The organism is Actinoplanes sp. NPDC051537, from assembly GCF_055586105.1.
The window spans coordinates 453,574-478,592 of sequence record NZ_JBVJIU010000001.1; the positions used below are offsets into that span (position 1 = coordinate 453,574).

A 25,019-nucleotide genomic window follows, 5' to 3' on the forward strand; every position below is an offset into this window, starting at 1 on the left:
CGCCCCACTATAAGCGCTAGCGAATCGATCGGAGAGTACGCCTACCGGCCAGTACGGCGACCGCCGAGAGCACGACGAAGGCGGCCACGGCGGCGCCCAGCAACGACAGCGGCCGGGGCAGTGCGGGCAGCGGCAGGGCGGGCGGGTCGAGGCCGGCCAGGGGCAGCGCCCAGCCGGTCAGCCGCCAGCCGAGCAGCGCGATCGCGGTGCCGGCCACGACCGCGGCGCCGACCAGCACCGGGTACGTCCAGAGCGTCGCCCGCCGGACGGCGACCCGGGTCAGGCCCTGGCCGCGCAGCGCCGACAGGTCCTCGATGCGCCGCGTGCGGTCGACGGCGGCGGCCAGCACCAGGGCCCCGGCCGCGAGCGCCGTGGCCAGCACCGCGACGATCACGTAGAACCACAGCGCCAGGGCCGGGCCCTGCTTGTCGAGCTGGGCCCGCACCTGGGCGGCACGGATGTCGGCGGTGACGACCAGGCCGGTGGCGCGCAGCTTGTCGACGGCGTCGGCGGGGGCGTTCGCGGCCAGCCAGACCTGGCCCTGCACGGTCGGGGCGGCGTCGGTGGCGAGCCGGTCGGCGTACTCGAGGTCGGCCAGCACGGCGCCGGTGCCGAGGCCGGGCACGGCCGGCACGCGCAGCGCCTCGAGCACGGTCAGCGGGCGGCCGTCGAGCCCGACCACCGAGGAGACGGCGACCGAGCCGGCGGTGGCGACGGGCAGCGGGCTGGGCGCGTCGGCCGGCTGCACGAACAGGCCGTCGGTGAGGCCGTTCAGCGAGGTGATCTCGACCCGCAGCCCGCCGGGACCGGCCGTGAGCTTGCCGCCCTCGGTCGCCCGCCACCGGCCGGCGGCGGCCAGGGCGTCGGCCGGGACGCCCGCGGGCGCGACGTCGTCGGCGGTGGCGCCGGCCGCAGCCCGGACGGAGTGCAGGGTGATGACGCCGGTGAGGTCGAGCGACCCGGCCCGGCCGGCGAGCTGCAACGACTTGAAGGCACAGCCGGACGCGCAGGCCGGGACGTCGGCGACGTACGTGTGCCGGCCCGCGATCAGCTCGCCGAGCTCGGCGGTCTCGTCGGCGGGCCCGGCCGCCGGGGACAGCACGACGGTGGCGAGCACGCCCTTGCCGATGGTCAGCTTGTCGGCCGTGATGTCGAAGGTGAACCGCCCGCCGCTGACCGGGATCGGCGGACCGGCCGCCGGCCGCAGCACCGGCGCGACCCGGCCGGGCGCGAAGCCACCCCAGTCGGCGACCTTCGCGGCGCGGGTGGTGTCGATCGCCAGGACCGAGGGGCGGCCGCGCTCGGCGGGCAGCCGGACGGCGGCCATCGCAAAGGAGCCGGCCGGGTCGGCGGCCCGGACCCCGGCCAGCAGGCCCTGCCGGCTGACCGACCCGACCGAGACCACGCGGGCGGCGCCGATGCCGACGCCGGCCTGCACCTCGCGGCCGCGGGCGCCGACGTCGATCGCGCAGGCCGCGTAGCCGATGACCGCGATCGCGGCGGTGAGCAGGGCGAACAGCCGGGCGCCGCCGGGCCGGCGGGACACCTGGAAGGCGGCGAGCGCGGCCGCGAGCCGGCCGTCGCGCAGCTGGCGGCGGGCCATCACGGTCGACCAGGGCAGGATCACCCGGGCCGCGACCAGGGCGGCGGCGACCAGCACGAGGCCGGTGGCGAAGGTGCCGACGCCGGTGAGGCCGCCGCCGGTGATGGCGAGCTGGGCCACGGCGACGGCGGCGAGGAGCACGACGACCGCCTCGGCGGCGATCGCGGAGGCGGTACGCGACGGCGGCGGCACCCGGCGCAGCAGTTCGGCGACCGGGCGGCCGAGCTGACGGCGCTCGGCGAGCAGCGCGGTGACCACGGCGGCGGCCGCGGCGGCCGGCGCCCAGCGCAGCGCCTCGAGCCCCGGATCGGCGCCGACGCCGGGGAAGCGCCACGCGGCGAACAGGTCGACGAGCACCTGCCCGGCGAGGCAGCCGAGGATCGCGCCGGCCAGGATCGCCACCAGGTTCTCGCCGGTGGCCAGCCACCAGCGCTGACCCCAGCGGGCGCCGCGCAGGGCGACGACGGCGAGCTCGGGACGGCGGCCCTCGGTGCCGTAGCCGACGGCCAGGTAGATGGTGAGGCAGGCGAGCAGCACGAGCGAGACGGCGAGCACCGGGACGATCCGGTGCGCGGCCGAGCGGCCGGCGTCGATCCGGGCGAGCAGGTCGGGCATCCGGGTGTCCACCGAGATGCCGCCGCCGAGCTTGGTCACCTGCGCGTTCAGGCGAGCGAGCCCATCGCGTACGGCCGGAAGGCGGTCGACCGAGAGCGCGGCGGCCGGGGCCGACCCGTCGATGCTCTGGTCGACGTCGCCCCGGTCCATGCCGGTGAGCGTGGCGTTGGTGACGAACGCCGGCTCGCCCACCCGGGCCCCCGCGTCGGCGCCGAAGTAGTTGTGCGCGCCCCAGTAGGGCTCGGCCGGGTCGGTGGCCCGGTAGAGGCCGGTCACCAGCAGCCGTTTGGGGGTGCCGTCCGGGATCCACTCGCGCGTCTTGCGGTTGAAGAAGCTGTACACCAGGTGGATCTCGTCACCGGGCGCGATCTTCAGCCGCTTGGCCGTCTGCTCGCCGAGGACCACATCGGACTCGCCGATCAGGCAGCGGCCGGCGGTCATCGTGAGGTGCCGGCAGGCCTCCTGCCGGTAGACGAGCCGGGTGCGGTAGCGGTTGTCGGGGTCGATGCCGGTGACCGGGAACTCGGCCGCGAACGTGTAGGCGAAGCCGGGCAGGCTGACCAGCGACGAGCCGGTGTCGCCGAGCGTCACGTCGTTGGCGGTGATATCGGCCCGGGTGCGGCCGGGGCGCCGGTCGTGCTGCCGGGCCACGAGCGAGAGGCTGCGCTCGTCGGCCGGCGAGGTGTCGACCTGGCCGGCGGCGACGGCCCGGTCGGCGGCGCGCAGGTAGGCGGGCGCGGCCACGGCGGCGGCCACCCCGAACAGGGTGAGCAGGGCGAGCGTGACGGCCTGGCCGCGGCGGTTCCAGACCATCGCGAGGACGAGCGCGATCATCGGGCCCCCTTCCGCGCGGCGCGGGTCGAGACCCAGCCGACGATGCCGAACACGACCAGGCCGGCGCCGGCGGCGAGCAGCAGCACCGGCGGCGACAGCACGCCGGGCGGCGGGACCACCCGCCAGTGGTCGGCGAACGGCGGCGCGGTGATGTTCGCTACCGGGCGTGCCACCACGGCCGCCACCAGGCCGCCGGCGACGCCCGCGAGGACCAGGGCGATCATGCCGAGGTAGCCGCTGACGGCGGCGGTGCGGCGGGAGAGGCCCTGCACCCGCAGGGCGTGCAGCAGGGCGATCTGCGGTTCTCGGTTGGCCGCCGCGAGCACGCCGATCAGGGTGGCCGCCAGCAGCAGCGACATCGCCACGATGAACAGGCCGAACGGCGCGGTGACGACCGAGCTCTCGGCGGCCAGGGCCGAGGTGCGGGCGGCGGCGCTGTGGTCGGCCAGGACGGTCAGGCCCTGGGCGCGCAGCGCGTCGAGCACGGACGCCGGGGCGCCCTCGGCGAGCCACACCTGGAATGTGCCGCCGAGGTCGGCGTCGGCGGCCAGGCGGCGGGCCGCGTCGAGGTCGGTCATCAGCCCGGCGCCGCCGAGCACGGGCAGCACCGGCACCGAGGCGACGACGTCGACCGGGGTGGTGGTGCCGCCGAACCGGGCCGACATGGAGTCGTCGAAGTTCCACTTGTCGGGCCGGGCGCCGGCCAGCACGATCGGCAGCGGGAGCGGCGCGTCGACGGCGAAGACGTCGGTGCCGGAGCTGTCGCTCGCGGACACGTCGAGGCCGCGGGCCGAGGAGAGGTAGCGGGCGGCCACCCCGGTGTAGCCGGCGTGCCAGCGGCGCACGTCGGCGAGCCGGGCCGCGTCGAGCACGGTGGCGGCCGGCGCCTGCTGGGCGACCGAGGTGATGGTGAGCCCGCCGGCGGCCGGGAACAGCTGCCAGCCGACCAGCCGGCAGCCGGGGGCCTGGGCGCAGGACGGCACCGGGGCGGTCGCGCGCTGGCCGCCGGCGTGCAGGCCGCGCAGCTCGACCCGGAAGCCGTTGCCGGTGCCCTCGTGCTGGAGGATCACGCCGAGCAGGGCCGGTCCGTCGGCGTCGCGGTCGATCCCGACGGTGAGGGTGCGGCCGGTGATCAGGGGCGCCTGAGCGGGCAGCGGCACGGGCCGGGTCAGCGCCCCGATCGGGCCCTTCCACGTGGTGACGGCCGCGAGCCGGGTGCTGTCGACGGCCAGCACCGGCGGGTCGGCCGTGGTGTCGACGACGACCGCCATCGCCTGTTTGCCGGCCGGGTCGGCGCGGCGCACGGCGTACTCCAGCTGGGTGCGCGACTCGGCCCGCACGGTCAGGACGCGGGCGGCCCCCAGCTCCTGCGCGGCGCGGTCGGCCCGGGCCTGGCGGCCGGCGACCAGCCCGCCGGTGGTCAGCGCGATCAGGGCGACGGCCAGCACCAGCACGGTGAAGACCCGGTCGACGCCGGACTGCCGGGAGATCTGCACGGCGGTGAGGCCGGAGCGGACCCGCCCGGCCCGCAGCGCGACCCCGCCGGCCCGGTCGGCGACCCAGCGCAGCAGCCGGGCCAGCAGCAGCCCGACGGCGAGCGCGACCAGCGCCGGGGCGGCCACGCCGAGGCCGCTGGTCGGGCCGCCGGTGCGGGCCTGGTAGACGGCGCCGGCGGCGAGCGCCACGAACGCCAGGTCGACGAAGCGGGACCGCCAGTCGCGGCGGGCCAGCGGCACCCGGCGCAGCAGCGCGACCACGGGCGCCCGCTGCGACAACGCGTCCATGGCGGCCAGCACGAGCAGGCCGCCGAGCGCGACGGCGAGGACCGCGCCGATCGCCATCAGCAGCGCGATCCACCACTCGGAGCGGACCGGCAGCGAGCCGGCGACCAGCCAGGAGGCGAGGATGCCGAGCGGCAGGCCGACGGCGGCGCCGATCAGCAGCGGCGGCACGTGCTGGCCGGCGGTCAGCCGCAACAGGCCGCCCCGGGTGGAGCCGCGCAGCTTGAGCAGGCCGGCGTCGGCCCGGCGGTCGCGGCCGGTGAGCCGGCCGGCCAGGCCGAGCGCGAACCAGGCGAGCACCAGGAACTGGACCAGCGCGACGAGCACGCCCTCGAGAACGGTGGCCCGGTCGGCGATCACGGCGTCGAACAGCTCGCCGGTCGGGTTGTCCAGGTCGAGCTGGGCGGCGGCGAACCGGGTCTCGGCCTCGTTCAGCACGCCGTTGAGGTCGTAGAGGTGGTCGCCGCGCAGCAGCGGCAGGGGCACCGGCAGCGCGACCGCGAGCGTGGGCTTGCTCAGCTGCGGCTGGCGGAAGGTGTCGAGCGTGGTGAAGACCGGGTCGAGGTCGCCCTGGGCCAGGAACAGCTTGTCGGTCCAGGTCGAGCCGATCGGCACGTAGACGCCGACCACGCGCAAGGTCATCGAGCCGATCGCCCCGTCCGGGCGTACCGGAAAGGTGTCTCCGATCTTGAGGGCCAGGCGCTTGGCCACGTCCGCGCTGATCGCCACCGTCGACGGGGTGGTGGGGCAGGCGCCGGTCAGCCGCACGTTGGCGCAGAAGCCGTCCCGGTAGGCGATCGGCATGCCCGAGGGCGCGGAACCGTGCAGCGTGTCGATGTAGATCGTGTCCTGGGCGACGCCGAGGATCGGCGACGTGCCCTCGAGCGGGAGCAGGCTGTGCACCCGGGCGTCGAGCGCGTCGAGCGCCTGCCGGGGATCGCCGTTGGTCTCGGCGTCGGGCTGGTGCACCGTGATCACCCGCTGGTTCGCCGGCCGCGCCGCCACCTCGGCGCCGGCCGCGCGCGACGCCACGGTCAGGCCGAACCACGGGCCCGCCGACGCCGCCGCCGCGGCCAGCATGGCCAGCACCGCGAGCAGCACGGCCTGCGCGGTGCGCCGTCGCACCGCGCCCCAGCTCACGAAGTACATCCGGCCGTCCCCGTTTCCGTGCTTCCCCGTTTCACCGCAGCCGCGCCGCCCGAGTCGTCAGGTAGCGCCGCTCGGGCAGGCTGGTCGTGCGGCCCGCGGCGGCAGCGTACAGCCGCGCGGCCTCCTCCGGCTCCCCTGCCCGTTCGAGAAGATGGGCGCGCACGGCATCAATGCGATGATTCCCGGCGAGACGGTCGCCGAGGTCGTCGAGCGCCTTGATCCCGGCGCGCGGGCCCTCCACCATGGCCAGCGCCACCGCCCGGTTCAGCGCCACCACCGGGTTGCCGGTCATCCGCTCCAGCAGACCATAGAGGGCGAGGATCTGCGGCCAGTCGGTCTCGGCGGCGCTTCCGGCCCGGCCGTGCAGGGCGGCGATGGCCGCCTGGAGCTGGAACTCGCCGACCCGGCCGCGGGCGAACGCGGCATCGAGCAGGGCGGTTCCCTCGGCGAGGCGGGCGCGGTTCCAGAGGGTACGGTCCTGCTCCTCCAGCGGCACGAGATCGCCGTCCGGGCCCAGCCGCGCCGGGCGGCGGGCGTCGGTGAGCAGCATGAGCGCGAGCAGGCCGGCGTTCTCCGGGTCGTCGGCGCTCAGCAGCCGGGCGAGCCGGATCGCCTCGGCCGACAGCTCGGACCGGTGCAACGCCGGGCCGGTGCTCACCGCGTACCCCTCGTTGAAGATCAGGTAAAGGACCCGCCGGACCTGGATCTCCGGGCCCGGACCGAATCCCTCGCCGCTGTTCTTGATCTTCTGTTTGGCCCGGCTGATCCGCTGGGCCATGGTGGCCTCGGGCACCAGGAACGCCGCCGCGATCTCGCCGGTGGTGAGGCCGCCGGCCGCGCGCAGGGTGAGCGCCACCTGCGACGCCGGGGTGAGCGACGGGTGGCAGCACATGCTCAGCACGGTGAGCGTGTCGTCCTCGGGCCAGGCGTCGCCGTGCTCCGGCTCCCGGAACGCGAGCTCCTCCCGGCGGCGGCGCGCCTCCTCGCTGCGCATCGCGTCGATCAACTTGCGCGACGCGGTCTGCAGCAGCCAGCCGCGGGGATTCTCCGGGACGCCCGCTTGCGGCCACTGCAGATAAGCCTTCAGGAGCGCTTCCTGTACGGCGTCCTCGGCCGCCCCGAAATCGCCCGACCGGCGCGCGAGCACGCCCAGCACCTGCGGGGCGAGCTCGCGCAGCAGGTCGGCCGTCATGCTCCCAGGGCCTCGAAATCCGCGTCCGACATGACCCGGCGCACCGTGATCGGCTGGCGCAGCGGCACTCCGCCCGGCCCGGGCACGGCCGAGACGAGGGCGGCGATCTCGACCGCCCGCTCCTCCGACTCGACCTCGACGATCTGGTAGCCGGCCAGCATCTCCTTGGCCTCGGCGTACGGCCCGTCGGTCACCACCGTGGCGCCCGAACCGTCCGAGATCACCTCCTTGCCCTGGGCCGGCGCCGTCAGCGCCTCTCCCCCGACCAGCTCGCCGGTCTCGGTGAGCATCTGGTTGAGCGCGCCGTAGTAGTCCATGTGCGCCTTGATCTCGTCCGGCTTCCACCGGTCCATCGGCGTGTCGACGTCGCCCGGCCGGTAGTCGACGATGAGCAGGTAACGCGGCATGAGTCTCTCCTTCTCTCGGTCCCTCACCCACCGAACGGAGCCGATCTCCGCCGTTCGACATCATCTCTTCGATTAAGTTGCTTCGCATGAGTGTGCGCTTCGGAGTGTTCGTGCCCCAGGGCTGGAAGATGGACCTGACCGAGATCGCCGACCCGGTGGAGCAGTACGAGGCGATGACCGCGGTGGCGCGCCTCGCCGACGCCGGCCCGTGGGACTCGATCTGGCTCTACGACCATTTCCACACCGTGCCCGAGCCGACCGACAACTCGGTCTTCGAGTGCTGGACGGCGACGGCGACGCTGGCCCGCGACACCAACCGGGTCAACATCGGCCAGATGGTCGGCTGCAACGGCTACCGGCAGCCGTCCCTGTACGCGAAGATCGCCTCGACCGTGGACGTGGCCAGTCACGGGCGCCTCTACGCCGGGCTGGGCGCCGGCTGGTACGAGCACGAGTGGAAGGCGTACGGCTACCGGTGGCCCGAGGTGCCCGAGCGGATGGGCGCGTTCCGCGAGGCGGTCGAGATCGTGCACCGGATGTGGACCGAGGACCGGCCGGTCTTCGCCGGCAAGCACTACGCCATCGACGGCCCGATCAACCAGCCCCGCCGCAAGCCCCGCTTCTGGATCGGCGGCGGCGGCGAGAAGGTCACCCTGAAGCTGGTCGCGCGCTACGCCGACGGCAGCAACGTCGGCGACGGCGACCCCGACCTGATCCGGCGCAAGTTCGCCGTGCTGCGCGAGCACTGCGACGCCGTGGGCCGCGACTACGCGTCGATCGCCAAGTCCACGTCTCTCGACATCGACCTGTCCTGGTCGAACGCCGAGGTCACGGCCCGCGTCGACCGAGTCCTCGAGGCCGGCTGCGACTACGTCATCTTCTACCTCCCGCGGCTCGCCTACGACCACGAGCCGCTGCAGCGCTTCGCCGAGGAGATCCTGCCGCAGTACAGCTGAGCAATTCCCGCCTCGGGTGCTTGACGTCCCCGGGTTCGTCCGGCCAAGTGAGGACAGAGCCCGAGCGGAGGAGAACCGATGGCACGATCGAGGAAACGGCTCAACACGGGGGCATACTCGGCGATCGGAGCGGTAATCGTCACGCTCGCCGTCGGCGCTGCGATGGCCGCGTCGCCTTATCTGTTGTCCAAGGTCGGCCGGCTCGACCGCGACTGGGAGAAATTGTCGGCGGTGGGCCAGTCGTTCGGCGCGGCGGGCGCGATATTCAGCGGCCTGGCATTCATCGGCGTGGCCCTGTCGCTTTTGATCCAAAACCGTCAGGCCGCGTTCCAGCAGGCCATTTCGCTGCGGTCCCTTCATTTCGATGTGCTTCGCGTGGTGATCGAGCACCCGGAATACGAACACGCACTTTGGGACGACCGCGGACGACAAGATCTGCCGCTCTGGGCATTCTTCAACCTTCGCCTGCAGACGATCTACTTCTTCTGGCGCAGCGGCGAGGTCGACGACGCGAACGCGGCTCTCGAGATCGGCCTGCTGATGGGCCGCCCGGCATTTCGTCATTGGTGGATCCGCAGCGGAGCCCCGGCATGGACTGCGGGCCGTCAGACCCGATCCGAGCGGAGGTTCATCCAGATCATCGAGGACGCCGCCCGTTCCACGCCGATCGTCGGCTCCCCCGCCGAGCAGCCGGATCGGGCGGCCGGCCGCGACGCCAAGGTGCGCTCCGGAGCGATGCCGTTGGCGATCACGGCCGGAGCCGTGATCGCCGTCGCATGGTCGGCCGTCAGCCGCGCACGAAAACGCGCATGCGGGACGGGGCGAGAAGATAGTCGAACTCGCCGTTCCGTACGCCTTCCATAAACGCGCTGAATTCCGGGACGGTGTAGTGGATGACCTGACCGTGTTGATCGCGCATCGCGACGAAGGGCGGATCGGCCGCGACTTCGACACAATGCCCGCTCCCGCAATGGCTCGACGTCCGCCACGCGAGATTTTCCTGAGTCATTGACGAATCTCCCCACGAAGAAGGTGCGTTCGGAGCCCCTGCCCGGGCTCACCGGAGCGCACGAGACGCGATTGCGGACCCGCGTGTCCGATCGCAACTCGGTGGAAACTATCTCATGTTCGCCGCGCGCCGCGGCACTTTTGCTCTAACGACGCACCGGCGGCGGGGTGGCGGCAGGAATGAGCTCCGTTTGCTCATGTGGGCCGCCGAATTGCCATGCCGCAAACAGCCATATGGCATTCAGGCGAGCGGGATGTCGAACTCCGGACCGCGCTCGGTTTCGGGGCGCGGCCCGAACAGGCGGCGCTCCGACTCGTCGATCCGCAGGTCGTTGATGGACGCCTCGCGCCGGCGCATCAGCCCGTTCTTGTCGAACTCCCACAGCTCGTTGCCGTAGCTGCGCCACCACCGGCCCTCACGGTCATGGCACTCGTACTGAAACCGGACGGCGATGCGGTCCCCCGCGTACGCCCAGAGGCTCTTGCGCAGCGCGTAGTCGAGCTCGCGCTCCCACTTGGCAGTGAGGAACGCGACGATCTGCTCGCGGCCACTGACGAACTGGTCGCGGTTGCGCCACACCGAGTCGGCCGTGTAGGCGAGACTGACGCGCTGCGGGTCGCGGCTGTTCCAGGCATCCTCAGCGGCCTGGACCTTCTGCCGCGCCGAGGCCTCGTCGAAGGGCGGCAGCGGCGGCCTGCTCTCGGTCATGCCCCGGAGTCTCTCACGCCCGGTAGCCCTCGACGACCGACCGTCGCCCGGGTGGCGCCTCCGGGACGCGGGCCTCGCCCGGCGGCCCCGGGGCACTAGTTCCGGCGCCCTTTGCTCTGCTCACCAATACGCGCATCGTGAATCGATATGCGCGATGCGCGTATCGGTAAGCAGAGCAGAGGGCAGCCGGCAGACCACGCCGCGCGTATCGGTAAGCAGAGCAAGGCCAGCCGGCAGACCACGCCGCGCGTATCGGTAAGCAGAGCCAGGCAAGCCGGCAGACCACGCCGCGCGTATCGGTAAGCAGAGCCAGGCAAGCCGGCAGACCAGGCGGCGCGTATTGGTGAGCAGAGCAAAGGGCGCGCGTCAGGGGGCGGCGGGGAGGGCTACGCCCAGCTTCTCGGCGGCCACCTCCAGCTCGGCCCAGACCTTGGGGCCGACCGGGATGCCGTTGGCGGCCCGCGATGACGCGACGGCCGCGCTGTGCTCGCCGGGGTAGCGGATCTCGGCGTCCGGGGAAGAGCGCGGCAGGCCCTGCAGGGCGTCGAGGGTGGCCGAGACCTCGGCGGTGAACGTGGCGGGATCGCCGAAGGCGGCTGGGTCCAGGGCCAGGATCAGGGCGTTCTGGCGGTGGGACCGGCCCTGCGGGTCGTCGGAGTGGAAGGAACTCACGATGGGGGCGCCGAGCAGGACGCTGGTGATCAGCTCGAAGGCCAGGGACATGCCGGCGCCCTTTGCGCCGCCCAGGGGCAGGGGCATCTTGGCCAGTGCGGGGTCGGTGGTGGGGGTGCCGTCGGCGGTGGCGGCCACGCCCTCGGGGAGGGTCTTGCCGGCGTTGCGGTACTGGGCGATCTTGCCGAGGGCGATGCCGGCGGTGGCCATGTCGAGCACGACCGGGGGGCGGTCGCCGGAGGTGGGTACGGCGATCGAGAGCGGGCTGGTGGCGACCGCGGCGCCGGTGACGCCGGGGTAGCTCATGTTCGGCATGCCGGCCACGAAGGCGATGCCGACCAGGCCCTGGGCCGCAATCCGGGACGTGTAGTAGCCGATCGCGCCGGTGTGGACCGTGCGGCGGACGCCGACCGCGCCGATGCCGACGGCGCGGGCGCGGCGTACGGCCTCGTCGGCGGCGGCGGTCAGGGCGACCGGGCCCGGCGCGCGGTCGGCGTCGAGGACGGTGACGCCGGACGGGCCGCCGGCGAAGGTCATCTCGGGGGACGCGTTGGCCTCGCCCGAGCCGAGCAGCTCCAGGTAGCGCGGGACCCGGGCGACGCCGTGCGAGTCGACGCCACGCAGGCTGGCCCAGAGCAGCACCTCGCTGATCGTGCGGGCGTGGTCGGGGCTGGGGACGGACGCGGTGAACAGGGCGGTGACGAACTCGCCCAGCGAGGACGCCGGGATCACGACGGGCATGGCGGAAGCTCCAGGAGGTGAGCGAGAAGGAGGTCAGCGCGAGAAGGAGGTCAGCGCGAGAAGGAGGTCAGCGCGAGACGCGGACGTTGACGATCGCGGTGGTGCCGCTGCGGACGGACTTGAGCGCCCGGTCGAGGGCCGGGGCGAGCTCGGCGGCCGAGGAGACGGTCTCGCCGTGCATGCCGAACGGCTCGGCGAACGCGGACAGCGACGGCTGGTCGCTCAGGTCGTTGCCGAGGAACTCGCCGGTCTGCACCGCCGCGCCGTGCGGGTAGAAGCGCAGGTGGTTCATCTTCATCGAGCGGTACTCGTGGTTGTTGAACACGACGATGAGCAGCGGCAACCCGTTGGCCTTCGCCGCCTCCAGCGACGGGATCACCGGGTTGTAGAGGAACGCGCCGTCGCCGATGGTGAGCGCGACCGTACGCGAAGGGGCGGCGAGCTTGACGCCGAGCGCGACGGCGATGCCCTGCCCGAGCCCGCCCTGCACGTAGAAGTACGAGTCGGGGGCGGTGCGCCGCAGGTGCCGCTGGACGACCCGGCTGTGCGTGATGGTCTCGTCCACCACGATCGAGTCATCGCCGAGCAGGTCCCGCAGCGCGGCCGTGACCAGCACCGGGTCGAGACCGGTCGCCTTCTCCTCGGCGGCCCGGACGGCGGCCGGCTCGGCACTGGCGAACGCGCGATCGACCGGGGTGGCAACGGTGGCGAGCGAGCGCAGCGTCGCGGCGACGCCGCCCTCCAGGTAGGCGTCCGCGCGCAGCACCTGGTAGACGATGTGCGGCCGCTGCGGCACGTCGTCGATCACCAGGATCTTGGCGAGCGCCGGCCTCCGTGAGGGCGGGTAGAACGGCGCGCGGCAGTTGACCAGGATGATCAGGTCGGCGGTGTCGACCCACGGCTCGAGGTCGCCGCCCGCGTGCAGCTCGTGGTCGCGGGGGAAGTTCGCGCACACCGCCGAGTTCGGCTCGACCACCGGGATGTTCCAGGCGGAGGCGAACTCCACCAGCGCCTCCAGGCCGCCCTCCTCCCGGCCGGCCGTCTCGGTGACGATCACCGGGTTGGTGGCGGCTCGGAGCAGAGTGAGCGCCGAGGAAAGTGATGACGGCGAGCTGACCGTGGCGCCGTGCGGCACGACGGGGGGCACCGGCTCCGCATCCCACGGATCGAGCAGGACCTCGAGCGGGATGTTCAGGTAGACCGGCCCGGCCGGCGCCGCCGAGGCGAGCTCGAACGCGCGCGTGACCATGCCCGGCAGCGTGTGCACGCTCGCCGCCTGGTTGCTCCACTTGGTGAACGGCGCCGCCATGACGTGCGGGCCGCCGACCACCGACAGGTTGCGGTACCACTGGCCGCCCGGGTCGGGACCGGGCCCGTCGCCGTACGTGGTGGACTCCGAGGACGCCACCACCATCGGCACGCCGGCCAGCAGCGCGCCGTGGATCGCCACCGAGCCCTGGAGCAGACCGGGCCCGGCGTGCAGCAGCACACCCTGGGCCCGGCGCGTGACCAGCCCGTACCCGGTCGCCATGCCGACCGCGACCGTCTCGTGGGTCAGGTCGAGATAGTGCGGGCAGGGCTCGCCGTCCCGGTGGCGGCGGGCGATCGACTCCCACACCGGGGCCCACTCGGAGCCCGGCGAGGAGAAAACGTAGTCGGCGCCCGCCGCCAGAACGGCGTCGAGGACGGCGTCGCCGCCGTCGGTCACTTGACCGACCCCGAAACGGGCCAGTTCAGGCACTCGCTGATGCCCCGGCCCATGATCCACTCAAGCTCCTCGGCGGTGAAGTCGAAGTGCTTGGTGAACTGCTCGATGGTCTCCACGTAGCTGAGCCCGTGACCGAGCAGGCGGGTGATGTCGGTGCCCCAGAAGCAGCGCTGGGGTCCCATCTTGTCGACCATCTCCCGCACGTACTTCTCGATGTTGAGGTTCGGGAACGGCTGGGTCGAGTAGCCCGGGATCGCCGACACCTTCACGTAGATGTTCGGGTGCGTGTGCAGGTCGGCGGTCTCCTGCACCCAGTAGCCGATCGCGTCGTCGACGCAGCGGGCCATGATCCCCATGTGGTCGATGATGATCTTCAGGCCCGGGTGCCGGTCGGCGATCTGGCCCAGCTCGGCCTTCCAGATCGGGGCGTGCACCATCGTCGGGATGTTCAGCTCCTCGGCGATCGGCCAGTACCAGTCGTTGGTGCCGTCGATCATCCAGTTCCGGTCGATCGGCCGGTGGAAGGTGAGCCGCGTGCCCTTCACGTACGGGTTCTGCGCGAAGTCCTTCAGCATCGCCGTGCCTTCCAAAGGCTTGTTCTGCGGGATGCGCGCCATGATCCCGAACCGCTCCGGGTGCGCCTCGCACGCCTCGAGCGCGTAGTCGATGCGGTCGCCCTCCCACGACGGCGGGAGGATGAGCGCCCGGTTGACGCCGGCCTCGTCCATCAGCGCGAGGCATTCCTCGTAGCTGAAGGGGTCCTCGCGGTGGCCGTTGAGGCGGATCCGCTCGCGGGCGCCGGGGACCCACGGACGATCCGGGGTCTCCTCCTTCCAGATGTGCACCTGGGAGTCGACGACGAACATGGGCACTTCCTTCCTCTACCGGCGAGGGCGCCGGCTGCTGCCGGGTGTGGCATTGACGCTAGAGCTGGGAAAGCGCCCTGCGGAGTCCGCGGCGTGCAAGCGGTTGTTGCACGAAACGCAGCTTTACTCCGACGACTTGCCGTCGAGGACGTCGAGCACGTGCTCGGCGATGGCCATGCTGGAGGTGGCGGCCGGCGACGGTGCGTTGCGCACGGCGGTGACCGGCCCGAGGCGGTGGATGCGGAAGTCGTCGACGAGGCTGCCGTCCCGGTCGAGGGCCTGGGCGCGTACGCCCGCACCCGCTCTTACGACGTCCGCGACGCCGATCTCGGGGACATAGCGGCGCGCGGCTTTCATGTAGGCCCGCTTGGACACCGAGCCGTACATTTCCTTGATTCCCGTACGCCAATGCTGCCCCGCCATCTTCCAGGCGCCCGGCCACGAGGCGATCCCCCACAGGTCCCGCAACGAGAAATCGCCGAGCCGGTAGCCCTCGCGGGCCGTTGCCAGCACGGCGTTGGGTCCGACCTCGAGGGTCCCGTCGACCCGGCGGGTGTAGTGCACGCCCAGGAACGGATATCGCGGATCGGGCACCGGATAGATCAGCCCGTTCACCATGCCTGATTTGTCGGGCTTGACCCGCATGTACTCGCCGCGGAACGGGATGATCCGTGGCGCCGCAGTGTCCCCGGCCAGCCCCGCCACCAGGTCGGACTGGATGCCCGCGCAGACGATGACCTGGTCGGCGACGACCTCGCCGGAACCGGGCGCCGACCGCACCGCCAGCCCGCCCGGCACCGGGGCGACCGACGTGACCGGGAAGTTGAACCGCACCTCTCCCCCGGCCGCGACGATGTCGTCGGCGAACGCCTCGGCGATCCGCACGTAGTCGGTGATCGCGGTCCGCGGCGAGTAGAGCGCGGCCAGCCCGGCGCCGTGCGGCTCGATCTCGAGGATCTCCTCCGGGCCGACCCGCCGCAGCCCAGGCACCGCGTTGTCGCCGGCCCGGGCGGCGAGCGCGGCGAGCCGGGTCACGTCGTCGGGCGTCACCGCGACCACGAGCTTGCCGCACTCGTCGTACGGCAGATCACGCTCGGCGCAGTACTCCCGCAGCATCGCCCCGCCGCGGGTGCAGAGCCGCGCCTTGAGGCTGCCGGGCTTGTAGTAAATGCCGGCGTGCACGACACCGGAGTTGTGCCCGGTCTGGTGGACCGCGACCCGGTTCTCCTTCTCGACCACCACCACCCGCGCGCCCGGGCGCCGCCGGGTCAGCTCGCGGCCGATGGCCAGGCCCACGATGCCGGCGCCGATGATGGCGATCGTCTCGTCCGACATCCCGGTCACCGCCCGAAGTGGATCGCGACGGACTTGACCCGGGTGTAGAAGTGCAGCGCCTCGGTGCCCTGCTCCTTGAACGCCGAGCCGGAGTCGCGGAAGCCGCCGAACGGGTGGTGCACGTCCCAGCCCGAGGTCGTCGTGTTGATCGCGATCTGGCCGCACTCCACCTCCTCGGCGAACCGGAACGCGGCCTCGATGCTGTCGCTGAACAGGGCGGCGGCCAGGCCGTACCGGGAGTCGTTGACGGCCGCGATCGCCTCGTCGAGGCCGTCGACCGCGCGGACCGCGATCACCGGGCCGAAGACCTCGTCGCGCCAGATGTCCATCTCGGTGGTGACGCCGGCCAGGATCGTCGGGTTCACCCAGCAGCCGTGGGCGAGGTCGCCGGCCGGGGCGTCGCCGCCCAGCTCGACCCGGGCGCCCTGCTCGACGGCGGTGGCGATGTCGCCGAGCACGCCGTCCCGGTGCGAGCGGCTGACCAGCGGCCCGACCACCGTCTCGGGCTCCTGGCCGGGCCCGAGCCGCAGCGCCGCCACCTGGTCGCGCAGCGCGGCCAGGAACTCGTCGTGGATCGAGCGATCGACCAGCACCCGGCTGGTGGCGGTGCAGCGCTGGCCGGCCTGGCCGAACGAGGCGGCGACCACGGCCGTCGCGGCGGCCGGCAGGTCGGCGCCGGCGAGCACGACCGACGCGTTCTTGCCGCCGAGCTCGGCCTGGAAGCGGACGTTGCGGGGGGCGATCCGGGCTCGCAGGGTCTCGCCGACCTCGTTGCTGCCGGTGAACGTGACCGCGGCGATCCGCGGGTCGTCGAGCAGCGCCGCGGAGATCTCGGCGGTGCGGCCGGTGACGACGCTCAGCACGCCGGCGGGCAGGCCGGCGTCGTGCAGGGCCCGGGCCAGGAACAGGCCGGAGGCGGGAGTCTCGGAGGCGGGCTTCAGGACCGCGGCGTTGCCGGCGGCGAGCGCGGGGGCGAGCTTGCGGGCCGGGGTGAGCAGCGGGTCGTTCCACGGGGTGATGGCCAGGACCACGCCGATCGGCTCCCGGTGGAACGAGGTGCGGGTGTCCGGGCGGACGTCGTGCACGAGCGACCCGTACGCCTCGCGGGCGTGCCCGGCGTAGTAGTCGAGGAAGTCGGCCGCCTTCTCGACCTCGCCGCGCGCCTCCTTGAGGGTCTTGCCGTTCTCGGTGACCACGCCGACGGCGATCTCGTCCACCCGGGCCCGCAGCAGCGCGGCCGCCCGGGACATGATCTTGGCGCGTTCCAGGGCCGGGGTGCGGCGCCAGACCGCGAAACCGGCCTCGGCCGCGTCGTAGATGGTGGTGACCTGGGCCGCGGTGAGCGCCGGGACCCGCACCACCGGCTCGCGCACGTCGACCGGGTCGAACACGTCGACCCACGTCTCGGCGCCGGTCCACTGACCCCCGGCGAGCGTCTCCATGGTCCGTACCAACATCAGCACTCCTCGTATCGCGGCATCCAGGCCGAATAGTAGGAACCCTAATCGCGGCCAACCATGGGCTCGGCGGCATGCATTGGTTGCATCACACGCGGGCCCGGACCTGATGGAATTCGCGGGCCCCATTCGATCGACGAGCCACGGAGGACCTCGTGCCCTATGCGGTGATCGCGCACTACCGGTGCGCCGCCCCGGATGCCGCCCTCATCCAGGATGCCCTGCTCACGATGCGTGAGCACACGCTGAAGGAGCCGGGCAACCTGGCCTACGAGGTGCACCGCGAGGAGGGGGCCGAGCCGCCCGCTTTCATTCTCTACGAGCGTTACGCCGACCGTGCGGCATTCGACGCGCATGCCGCTTCCGAGCACTTCGCGGAATACATTCTCGGCACCGTCCGGCCCCGGCTCACCCAGCGTGACGTTCTCTTCGGCGTGACGCTCGGCTAGGCACCGCGTCCCCGCGCGTATGGGTAAGCAGAGCCGCTCTGCTCACCTGTCCCCCGCGCGTATGGGTAAGCAGAGCCGTTCTGCTCACCCATACGCGCGGGCGGCGCCGCGGGTCACAGCTCGTTGCCCCAGCACATGCGGGCGATCGTCTCGACGTGGATCAGCTTCCGGCGCTGCTGTTCGGCGGAGATCGAGGCGCCGCCCGCCACCGGGGCGAAGCCGGCGCTCGGGCTCACCGCGATGTCGTCGAGGTCCCGGATCGCGAACGCCACGTCCATCCGGTCCATGATCGTGTCGATGTCCTCGAGCGCGGCCACGGCCGGATCGACGATTCCCAGGCAGACGTCGCGGTCGGCGGGAACGGCGCGCAACAGCGTGACCTCACCCTCGGTTCCGCGGTCGTACGGCAGGAGCCAGCGCTCGACCGGCAGACCGGTGAAGAGCCGCTCGGCCGCCGCGACGTCGATCGGGCCGGTGGCCGACGTCGCCGGGCACAGGCCGATGCGGACGTCCGCCGGCCGGTCGACCGACACCGCGCGACTGTCGATCGCGATGGCGTCGTCGAGCGTCAGACCAGCGATCCGCCCGCCCGCGAGCGCCGCGGCGTACGTGTGATTGTCGATCTGGATGTAGCGCACGCCGCGTTCGAGAATCGCCCGGATCTCCTCCCGGATGATCTCCGCGAGGGCGAAGCCGAGCTCGCGCGCGCTCTCCCACGGCCCGGCCGGGTCGAACAGCACCGCCGCGAGCAGCGCCGGCGACGGGAGGGTGGCCTTGGCCGGGAGCTGGGTGAGCTTGGTCAGCGCCGCCACGTCGTCGGCGACCATCGTGCCGTTCGTCGTGAAGGAGCCCTCGACCAGGCCGCCGACGGCCTCCAGGAACGCGCTGACCTGGTCCTTGCGGCGGAACTCGCCGTCGGTCACCGCCGTGAGGCTGAGCCGGCGTTGCAGGCGTACGGCATCGGCGATGGCCTGGTCCTCGACGGCGCGCAGGTCGTCGGCATGGTTGCGCCGCGCTTCGAGGAGCTCGGCCGGCCGCACCAGGCTGCCGTGGTGGTCGATCCGGAACTTGAAGGTGTCAGCCATCGCTCGCCTTCCTGCCCGGGACCCCCCACGCCGCGAACTCGAGCTGGTAGCCGAGCGCGGCCAGCACCTCGTCGCAGATCTGCTGGTCCTCGTCGCCGGTGCCGCCGGCCACGCCGAGCCCGCCGAGGATCTCGCCGTCCCGCTTGATCGTCACGCCGCCCTCGGTGGCGACGATCGGCTGCGCGCCCATCGTCGACAGCGAGGCGAAGAAGCCCGGATTGCCCTCGGCCCAGCCCTTGAGCATCTTGGTCGGGCGCTGCATCACGGCGGCGCTGTAGGCCTTGACGATCGCGATGTTCGGGGTGAGCGGGCGGGCGCCGTCGGGGCGCTTGACCACCAGCAGGAACCCGCCGTCGTCGACCACCGCGACGCTCGCCGCCTTGCCGAGCGCCTGCGCGGCCTTCTGCGCGGCGTCGACGATCGCCTCGGCCTCGGCCATGGTCAGCTTCATGCGACCGCCTCCCGTACCCGCGTGACGGCGGCGTTGAACAGGTCGGGCCGCTCCCAGTACATCGAGTGCGGCGCGTCCGGGATCAGCTCCAGCCGGGAGCCCTTGACCAGCACGTGCGCCCGCCGGACGGTCGCGGGCGACAGCACCGCGTCCTTATCGCCGGCCAGGAACGTGACGTCGAGGCCGGAGGCGACGACCTCCTCGATGCCCGGCCCGCCGGTGGACAGGTTCTTCAGGTCGGCCATCTTCGCGACGTTGAACGTGCCCATCTGCTGGAACAGGAACGTCTTGGCCGGCTCGTTCTCCTGGAAGCTCCTGGAGAGCAGCCGGTCGAGCACCGGCAGCTTCACCGCTTCCGAGCGGTCGGCGGCGACCAGGTCGGACAGCTCCGGGTCGGCGATGCCGCCGAGCGAGTGGGCGAGCACGACGCCGCTCACCCGGCCGGGCCGGGCCAGGCCGGCCCGCAGCGCGGCGACCGCGCCGATCGACTGGCCGACGAGCACCGCGCCGGTGACGTCCTCCCGGTCGAGCACGGCGACGATGTCGCCCGGGAAGTCCTGGCCGTCGAACTCCGGCATGGACGAGTCCGACCTGCCGAAGCCGCGCAGGTCGACGGTGATGACCGTGAACTTGTCGCGGAGCGCGGCGACCTGCTGCCACCACGCCGCGTGGTGCCCGCCCGAGCCGTGCACGAACAGCACCGCGGGACCGGACCCGTGCCGCTCGTAGTAGATGGAAACGCCGTCGGAATTGGCGACCGCCATGTGTTGTCTCCTCAGCCTCGAACTACGCCGGGCGCTTGCCGTGGTAGACGAGCTCGATCATCGTGTGGTCGGGGTCGTGGATGTAGCAGAACTTCGACTGGTTCTCGGGCCGCTCGACCGGGCGGGTGTGCCGGATGCCCAGCTCCTTGAGGTGGGCCAGGAAGCCGTCCCAGTCCTCGACCTCGATGGCGAAGTGGTAGGGCGCCATCCGGTCCATCTCCTCGACCGGGGTGAAGTGCAGGTCGAAGTTGCCGCGCGTCATCAGCACGACCTTGGTGTTGCTCTTGGGCGTGATCGCCTTGAGCCCGAAGACCTTCGTGTACCACTCCTTGGTCCGCTCGGGGTCGGTCGTCGGGAAGTTCACGTGGTGGATGTACTTGGGCTTGTTACTGGTCTCGCTCTGAGTCATGTCCGTCCTCTGCTAGTACCGGGTTCGACAGCACGCCTATCCCGCTGATCTCGATGTCCACGACGGTGCCCGGCTCCATCTGCACGGTGGCGTCGGCGCCCATCCACAGCACGTCGCCGGGGTGCATGGTGATGTACTTCGTGATCTCGACGATGTAGTCGTACGGGTCGAAGATCATCGCCCCGGTGGCGAACGCGGCCCGGACCTCGCCGTCGACCCGTACGGTCGTGGTCTGCGCGAGGGGGTCGACGTCGGTCTCGATCCACGGGCCCATCGGCTTGAACGTGTCGCTGTTCTTGCTGCGCCAGAAGGTGCGGTCGCTGTTCTGCCACTCGCGGGCGCTGACGTCGTTGCCGATCGTCCAGCCGAGGATCGACTCCTGCGCCTCCGCCCGCGTCGCGTTCCTCAACCGGCGGCCGATCACCGCCACCACCTCGGGCTCGGCCTCGAACCGGCCGGTCACCCCGGCCGGGCGGACGATCGCCTCGCCGTGCCCGATCAGCGCGTTGGTGGCCCGGTAGCCCACCTCCGGCCGGTCCGGCACCTTGGCCGCCGCGTAGCCCTTGGCGAGCGCGTGCTCGATGTGGCCGCGGTAGTTGAGGCCGACGGCGTAGAAGACCGGCGGGATGACCGGCGGCAGGAACGGCGCTTCCGTCGCGACGCTCCCGGGCCGGCCACCGTCCAGGGGCGACCGGTCGAGCAGGCGGATCTCGCCGCCGTCGGCCACGCCCCAGCCGTCGGCGGTTCGGCAGTAGCGCATCAGTCGACCAGCAGGTGCGAGACGCGCTTGGTGATCAGGTAGCCCTCGAGACCCTCGGGGCCACCCTCCTTGCCGTACCCGGACTGCTTCACGCCGCCGCTCGGCGCCTCGTGCACCGATCCGCCGCAGTGGTTGATGGAGAGGATGCCCGCCTCGAAGCCGGCGATCAGCTTCTCCGCCGTCTTCGAGCTGCGGGTGAAGCCGTACGCGGCCAGCCCGTACGGCAGCTCGTTGGCGATCCGCAGCGCGTCGTCGAGGTCGGTGAACGGGACGATCGGCGCGATCGGGCCGAACGGCTCCTCGGTCATGACCCGGGCGCCGGCCGGCACGTCGGTCAGCACCGTGGGGGCGAAGAAGAACCCGGCCCGGTCGAGCCGCTCGCCGCCGCGGACCAGGGTGGCGCCCCGGCTGACGGCGTCGGTGACGAGCTCCTCCATCGCCTTGAGCCGGCGCGGGTTCGCGAGCGGTCCCATCGTGACGCCGTCGGTGAGCCCGTCGCCGACCACGACCCGCTCGGCGGCGGCCAGGAACTCGGTGACGAACTCGTCGTACACGTCCTCGTGCACCAGGAAGCGGCTGGGCGAGGTGCAGACCTGGCCGGCGTTGACGAACTTGGCGAACGCGGCCTTGCGCGCGGCCGCCACCGGGTCGGCGTCGGCGCAGACGATGACCGGGGCGTGGCCGCCGAGCTCCATGAGGCACGGCTTCATCTCGGCCCCGGCCTGCGCCGCCAGCAGCTTGCCGACCGGGATCGAGCCGGTGAAGGCGACCAGGCGGGTGACCGGCGAGGCGATCAGGTGCCGCGACACCTCGGCCGGCTCGCCGAAGACCAGGTTGAGCACGCCGGCCGGCACGCCCGCCTCGGCGAAGCAGCGCACCAGCTCGACCGCGGTGCCCGGGGTCTCCTCGGAGGCCTTGATGACGATCGAGCAGCCGGCCGAGAGGGCCGCCGCGATCTTGCGCATCGGCGAGCCGGCCGGGAAGTTCCAGGGGGTGAAGGCGGCGACCACGCCGACCGGCTCGTGGCGCACCGAGAGCACGGAGTCGCCGGCCGAGGGGATGATCCGGCCGTACGCGCGGCGGGCGTCGTCGGCGTCCCAGCGCAGCGCCCCGGCGACGCGCATGACCTCGCCGCGCGCCTCCTTGACCGGCTTGCCCTGTTCGAGGGTCATGATCCGGGCGACCCGGTCGGCCCGGCCCGCCAGCAGGTCCGCCGCCTTGTGCAGGATCGCGGTGCGCTCGGCGATCGGGACCGCCCGCCAGACCGCGAACCCGGCCTCGGCCGCCGCGATCGCGTCGTCGAGGTCGGCGGTCGTGGCCATCGGGACGTGGCCGAGGACCTCCTCGGTGGCCGGGTTGATCACGGGCGCGGAGAGGCCGCTGCCGCCCGGGCGCCATTCGCCGGCGATGAACAGGCCCAGCTCGGTGTACTGCTCGGTCACGATGACGCCTCCTGGTCGCGGGAGCTGCGCAGGGTCCAGATGTGGTGCGGCGGGGCGGTCTCGTGCACGTTCGGGCCGTACGTGTCGTCGACCCGGTCCATGTCGGCGGCGAGCTCGACCCGGCCACCGGACGGCGCGTGCACGAAGCGGAAGACGTTGGAGCCGACCGTATGCCGCCCCAGCCGCCGCGCCTCCTGCCAGCCCTTCTCGATCATGTGGTTCCCGCCCTCGATCACGTCGTCGAAGCCGGGCACCTCGAACGAGACGTGGTTGACGCTCGCCCGGTCGGGCCGGTGGCAGAGCAGGAAGTTGTGCTGGTCGGCGTCGCCGGGCACGCGCATGAACACGCCCATCGGCCGGACGATGTCGGTCGGGATGAACCCGAGCCGGTCGACGTAGAACGCCACGGCCTCCTCGCGGCCGGCCTTCGGGATGTTGAGCGCGACGTGGCACATGCGCAGCGGCCGGACGGCCCCGACGCTTGCCAGCGCCCGGTTCCAGCGGTTGACGGCGCCGGAGACGTTGGCCGGGCGGGGCGCCGCGTTCTCGTGGCCGGAGACGCCGGCGACGGTGAGCCCGACGCCGAAGCCGGTCTCGTCGACGGTGTGCCAGACGCCCTCGGCGTCCCGGGTGACCTCGCGGTCCTTCGCCAGCTCGGCGACGAAGCCGGCCAGCTCGTCCTCGGTCGCGGCGCCCCAGACCACCTCGCGGATGGTGTTCTCGCCGCTCTCCACCGAGGGCGGCAGGCCGTCGGTGGCGGCGCCGGCGCGCAGGTGCAGCGTCTGGCCGATCAACGTCGCGAAGACGGCCCGGTCGTCCGCCCGCGAGACCGGCGTCAGTCCCAGGTCGGTGAAGAAGCGCACGCAGGTGCCGAGGTCATCTACGCTGTAGATCACCGACTCGATGCGCTGGATTCCCATTGTCGCTCTCACCTCGTATTTCTCCGCCAAAGGCAATATCGATCCTATGGGCGCGCGCGGCCGGCACAGCATTCCGATGGCGCAACCTAAGATGCACGAACCAATGCCGGAATCGGGTTGGCCGAGAACCATTCGGTGAGGAAGCTCAGGAAGACCTCGACCTTTCGCGGCGCCTGCTGGGCCGGGCCGTAGATCGCGTACAGCGACCGGCTCGGGATGGGCAGCTCGGGCAGCAGCACCCGCAGCGTGCCGCTCATCAGGTCGTCGTAGGCCGGCCGCACCGGCAGCAGCGCGATGCCCCGGCCGTGCACCGCCGCCTTCTGCAGCGCGATGTACGAGTTCGAGCTGAACCCCACGTTCCTGATCTTGTGCAGGGTGCTCTCGTGGCCGTGCCCGATCCGCCAGACCGGGTCGTTGGAGTGCACGAGACAGTCGTGGTCGGCCAGGTCGTTGGGGTCGGTGAGCAGGCCGCGCCGGTTGATGTAGCTCTCCGACGCGCACAGCACGAACGGCAGCGACGCGATCTTCTTCAGCCGGACGCTGGAGTCGCGCAGGTCGCGGGTGTGGAACGCGATGTCGAACCCGGAGTCGAGGAAGTCGTACGTGCGGTCGGACATGCCGCCGAGCTCGAACCGGACGGCGATCTTGGGGTGGGCCACCGAGAAGGCGGCGATCGCGTCCCCGAGGTCGAGGCTGCCGATCCATTTGGGGCAGATGATCGACAACGGGCCCTCGGGCCGGTCGTGCAGCTGGGCGATCGTCGCGTCCTCGGCGTCGATCTCGTCGAGGATCCGGTTCGCGAACTCGCTGTAGCGCAGGCCCGGCTCGGTCAGGCTGACCGAGCGGGCGGTGCGGTTGACCAGGCGTACGCCCAGTTGTTTCTCCAGGTCCGCGACGTGCCGCGAGATGAGCGAGCCCGAGGTGCCCAGCTGTTTGGCGGCGCCCGAGAAGCTGCCCACCTTGGCCACCGTGACGAAGCTGCGCATGACGAGAATGCGGTCCATGGATCCTCCTGCCGAACCCGCGTGAGCTCGGATGCTACGTCGTTGACCTGATTGTCAACAATCCCCGGTTCAGACGCGCGAGTAGCCCCGGATGTCCGGGAACGGCGGCTCCCGGTCCGCCTGCAGGTCGACCTGGAAGGCGTTCAGGCACATCCCGAGCATCGAGAAATTGCCGAGCGAGCCGACCGTGTCGACCAATCCCTGCGGCCCGAAGAACGCCAGCGCATCGGCGAAGGTCTTTTCCGTGACGAAGTGCTCCTCCAGCAATTCCCGGCAGAACTGATAGAAGGCCGCATCCTCCGGGTTGTCGAATTCCGGCGTCTCGCGCCGCGCGATCGCGTCCACCGCCGCCCGCGGGATGCCCTCCTCGACGCACTTGGCCACGTGCGCGTTCCAGGAGTACTGGGCGTCGAAATGCCGGGCCGCGATCAACAGGGACAGCTCGCGCAGCCGCAGCGGCAGGGCGGACTCCCAGCGCAGGAACGCGCCCAGCGCCTCGACCCGCTCGCACAGCTCGGGGCTGTTCAGCCAGACCTGGAACGGACCGCGGACGGCGCCGCGCCGGCCCGCTATCCGGGCGGCGATCTCCTGCTGCCGTGCGGTCATCTCGTCCGGCTTGATAACGGGAAGTCTCATCGGCGGCGTGCCCCTTGCCTCGGTGGTTTCGCCATTACGTAACCACCGGACGGCGCCGCTTCACAC

The 25,019-nt window shown here is 72.2% G+C and carries 23 protein-coding genes; 3 read left to right on the forward strand and 20 right to left on the reverse strand.

Translation table 11 applies throughout. From position 1 onward, the window contains the following. Window positions 1-16: 16 nt before the first annotated feature. Genes ACZ6TB_RS02130 through ACZ6TB_RS02145 form a run of 4 tightly spaced genes read right to left on the reverse strand, consistent with a single transcriptional unit; the run spans window position 17 to window position 7,581 of the window. Window positions 17-3,052 carry an FtsX-like permease family protein gene (locus ACZ6TB_RS02130; RefSeq protein WP_465549585.1) on the reverse strand — a complete coding sequence of 1,012 codons (3,036 nt, stop codon included), beginning with the start codon at window positions 3,050-3,052 and terminating at the stop codon, window positions 17-19. Continuing rightward, window positions 3,049-5,982 (reverse strand): ABC transporter permease, encoded by a 2,934-nt coding sequence (locus tag ACZ6TB_RS02135; protein WP_465549587.1) that lies wholly within the window; start codon window positions 5,980-5,982, stop codon window positions 3,049-3,051. Before ACZ6TB_RS02135 ends, ACZ6TB_RS02130 begins: the two co-directional genes overlap by 4 nt. Window positions 5,983-6,013: 31 nt before the next feature. Next, a complete protein-coding gene (locus tag ACZ6TB_RS02140; RefSeq protein WP_465549589.1) occupies window positions 6,014-7,174 on the reverse strand; it encodes an RNA polymerase sigma factor in 1,161 nt (386 codons plus the stop codon). Beyond that, window positions 7,171-7,581 carry a YciI family protein gene (locus tag ACZ6TB_RS02145; protein WP_465549591.1) on the reverse strand — a complete coding sequence of 137 codons (411 nt, stop codon included), beginning with the start codon at window positions 7,579-7,581 and terminating at the stop codon, window positions 7,171-7,173. The genes ACZ6TB_RS02140 and ACZ6TB_RS02145 overlap by 4 nt, the downstream gene beginning before the upstream one ends. An 86-nt stretch (window positions 7,582-7,667) precedes the next feature. On the opposite strand from ACZ6TB_RS02145, the gene ACZ6TB_RS02150 reads away from it, so the two are divergent. Together ACZ6TB_RS02150 and ACZ6TB_RS02155 are read left to right on the forward strand one after the other, a co-directional pair. Then, window positions 7,668-8,537: an LLM class F420-dependent oxidoreductase gene (locus ACZ6TB_RS02150; RefSeq protein ID WP_465549593.1), complete on the forward strand. Its 870-nt coding sequence runs from the start codon at window positions 7,668-7,670 to the stop codon at window positions 8,535-8,537. Between the two features lie 78 nt (window positions 8,538-8,615). Next, window positions 8,616-9,401: a DUF6082 family protein gene (locus ACZ6TB_RS02155; protein ID WP_465549595.1), complete on the forward strand. Its 786-nt coding sequence runs from the start codon at window positions 8,616-8,618 to the stop codon at window positions 9,399-9,401. Here ACZ6TB_RS02155 and ACZ6TB_RS02160 read toward each other — a convergent pair. The 7 genes from ACZ6TB_RS02160 to ACZ6TB_RS02190 all read right to left on the reverse strand — a co-directional run bounded on the left by ACZ6TB_RS02160 (window position 9,325) and on the right by ACZ6TB_RS02190 (window position 17,033). Beyond that, window positions 9,325-9,546 (reverse strand): DUF397 domain-containing protein, encoded by a 222-nt coding sequence (locus ACZ6TB_RS02160; RefSeq protein WP_465549597.1) that lies wholly within the window; start codon window positions 9,544-9,546, stop codon window positions 9,325-9,327. The genes ACZ6TB_RS02155 and ACZ6TB_RS02160 overlap by 77 nt on opposite strands. A 240-nt stretch (window positions 9,547-9,786) precedes the next feature. Continuing rightward, a complete protein-coding gene (locus ACZ6TB_RS02165) occupies window positions 9,787-10,254 on the reverse strand; it encodes a DUF1348 family protein (RefSeq protein WP_465549599.1) in 468 nt (155 codons plus the stop codon). Window positions 10,255-10,620: 366 nt separating this feature from the next. Next, window positions 10,621-11,667 carry an Ldh family oxidoreductase gene (locus ACZ6TB_RS02170; protein WP_465549601.1) on the reverse strand — a complete coding sequence of 349 codons (1,047 nt, stop codon included), beginning with the start codon at window positions 11,665-11,667 and terminating at the stop codon, window positions 10,621-10,623. A gap of 67 nt (window positions 11,668-11,734) precedes the next feature. After that, window positions 11,735-13,375: a thiamine pyrophosphate-dependent enzyme gene (locus ACZ6TB_RS02175; RefSeq protein ID WP_465549603.1), complete on the reverse strand. Its 1,641-nt coding sequence runs from the start codon at window positions 13,373-13,375 to the stop codon at window positions 11,735-11,737. After that, complete coding sequence (locus ACZ6TB_RS02180) at window positions 13,372-14,241, reverse strand: amidohydrolase family protein (RefSeq protein ID WP_465549604.1); 870 nt, start codon at window positions 14,239-14,241, stop codon at window positions 13,372-13,374. Before ACZ6TB_RS02180 ends, ACZ6TB_RS02175 begins: the two co-directional genes overlap by 4 nt. 123 nt (window positions 14,242-14,364) lie before the next feature. Beyond that, window positions 14,365-15,576 (reverse strand): L-2-hydroxyglutarate oxidase, encoded by a 1,212-nt coding sequence (gene lhgO / locus ACZ6TB_RS02185; protein WP_465550284.1) that lies wholly within the window; start codon window positions 15,574-15,576, stop codon window positions 14,365-14,367. A gap of 5 nt (window positions 15,577-15,581) precedes the next feature. After that, the gene (locus tag ACZ6TB_RS02190) at window positions 15,582-17,033 is read right to left on the reverse strand and encodes an aldehyde dehydrogenase family protein (protein ID WP_465549606.1); all 1,452 of its coding nucleotides are present in this window, start codon (window positions 17,031-17,033) and stop codon (window positions 15,582-15,584) included. A 155-nt stretch (window positions 17,034-17,188) separates the two neighbouring features. On the opposite strand from ACZ6TB_RS02190, the gene ACZ6TB_RS02195 reads away from it, so the two are divergent. Then, window positions 17,189-17,482, forward strand: coding sequence for a putative quinol monooxygenase (locus tag ACZ6TB_RS02195; RefSeq protein WP_465549608.1), 294 nt, complete (start codon window positions 17,189-17,191; stop codon window positions 17,480-17,482). A gap of 113 nt (window positions 17,483-17,595) precedes the next feature. Here the strand turns inward: ACZ6TB_RS02195 and ACZ6TB_RS02200 are convergent, their stop codons facing one another. The 9 genes from ACZ6TB_RS02200 to ACZ6TB_RS02240 form a co-directional block, all read right to left on the reverse strand. Continuing rightward, a complete protein-coding gene (locus tag ACZ6TB_RS02200) occupies window positions 17,596-18,567 on the reverse strand; it encodes a hypothetical protein (RefSeq protein ID WP_465549610.1) in 972 nt (323 codons plus the stop codon). Next, window positions 18,560-19,018, reverse strand: coding sequence for a GlcG/HbpS family heme-binding protein (locus ACZ6TB_RS02205; RefSeq protein WP_465549612.1), 459 nt, complete (start codon window positions 19,016-19,018; stop codon window positions 18,560-18,562). The genes ACZ6TB_RS02200 and ACZ6TB_RS02205 overlap by 8 nt, the downstream gene beginning before the upstream one ends. Further along, entirely contained in the window at window positions 19,015-19,782 is a 768-nt protein-coding gene (locus tag ACZ6TB_RS02210) for an alpha/beta fold hydrolase (RefSeq protein WP_465549614.1), read from the reverse strand. Before ACZ6TB_RS02210 ends, ACZ6TB_RS02205 begins: the two co-directional genes overlap by 4 nt. A 22-nt stretch (window positions 19,783-19,804) precedes the next feature. Beyond that, window positions 19,805-20,191, reverse strand: coding sequence for a VOC family protein (locus ACZ6TB_RS02215; RefSeq protein WP_465549616.1), 387 nt, complete (start codon window positions 20,189-20,191; stop codon window positions 19,805-19,807). After that, window positions 20,169-20,951: a fumarylacetoacetate hydrolase family protein gene (locus tag ACZ6TB_RS02220; protein ID WP_465549618.1), complete on the reverse strand. Its 783-nt coding sequence runs from the start codon at window positions 20,949-20,951 to the stop codon at window positions 20,169-20,171. Before ACZ6TB_RS02220 ends, ACZ6TB_RS02215 begins: the two co-directional genes overlap by 23 nt. Continuing rightward, the gene (locus ACZ6TB_RS02225) at window positions 20,951-22,393 is read right to left on the reverse strand and encodes an NAD-dependent succinate-semialdehyde dehydrogenase (protein ID WP_465549620.1); all 1,443 of its coding nucleotides are present in this window, start codon (window positions 22,391-22,393) and stop codon (window positions 20,951-20,953) included. Before ACZ6TB_RS02225 ends, ACZ6TB_RS02220 begins: the two co-directional genes overlap by 1 nt. Then, a complete protein-coding gene (locus tag ACZ6TB_RS02230) occupies window positions 22,390-23,313 on the reverse strand; it encodes a VOC family protein (protein WP_465549622.1) in 924 nt (307 codons plus the stop codon). The genes ACZ6TB_RS02225 and ACZ6TB_RS02230 overlap by 4 nt, the downstream gene beginning before the upstream one ends. Window positions 23,314-23,399: 86 nt before the next feature. After that, complete coding sequence (locus tag ACZ6TB_RS02235) at window positions 23,400-24,317, reverse strand: LysR family transcriptional regulator (protein ID WP_465549623.1); 918 nt, start codon at window positions 24,315-24,317, stop codon at window positions 23,400-23,402. Between the two features lie 69 nt (window positions 24,318-24,386). Next, entirely contained in the window at window positions 24,387-24,953 is a 567-nt protein-coding gene (locus tag ACZ6TB_RS02240) for a carboxymuconolactone decarboxylase family protein (RefSeq protein WP_465549625.1), read from the reverse strand. Window positions 24,954-25,019 lie beyond the last annotated feature (66 nt).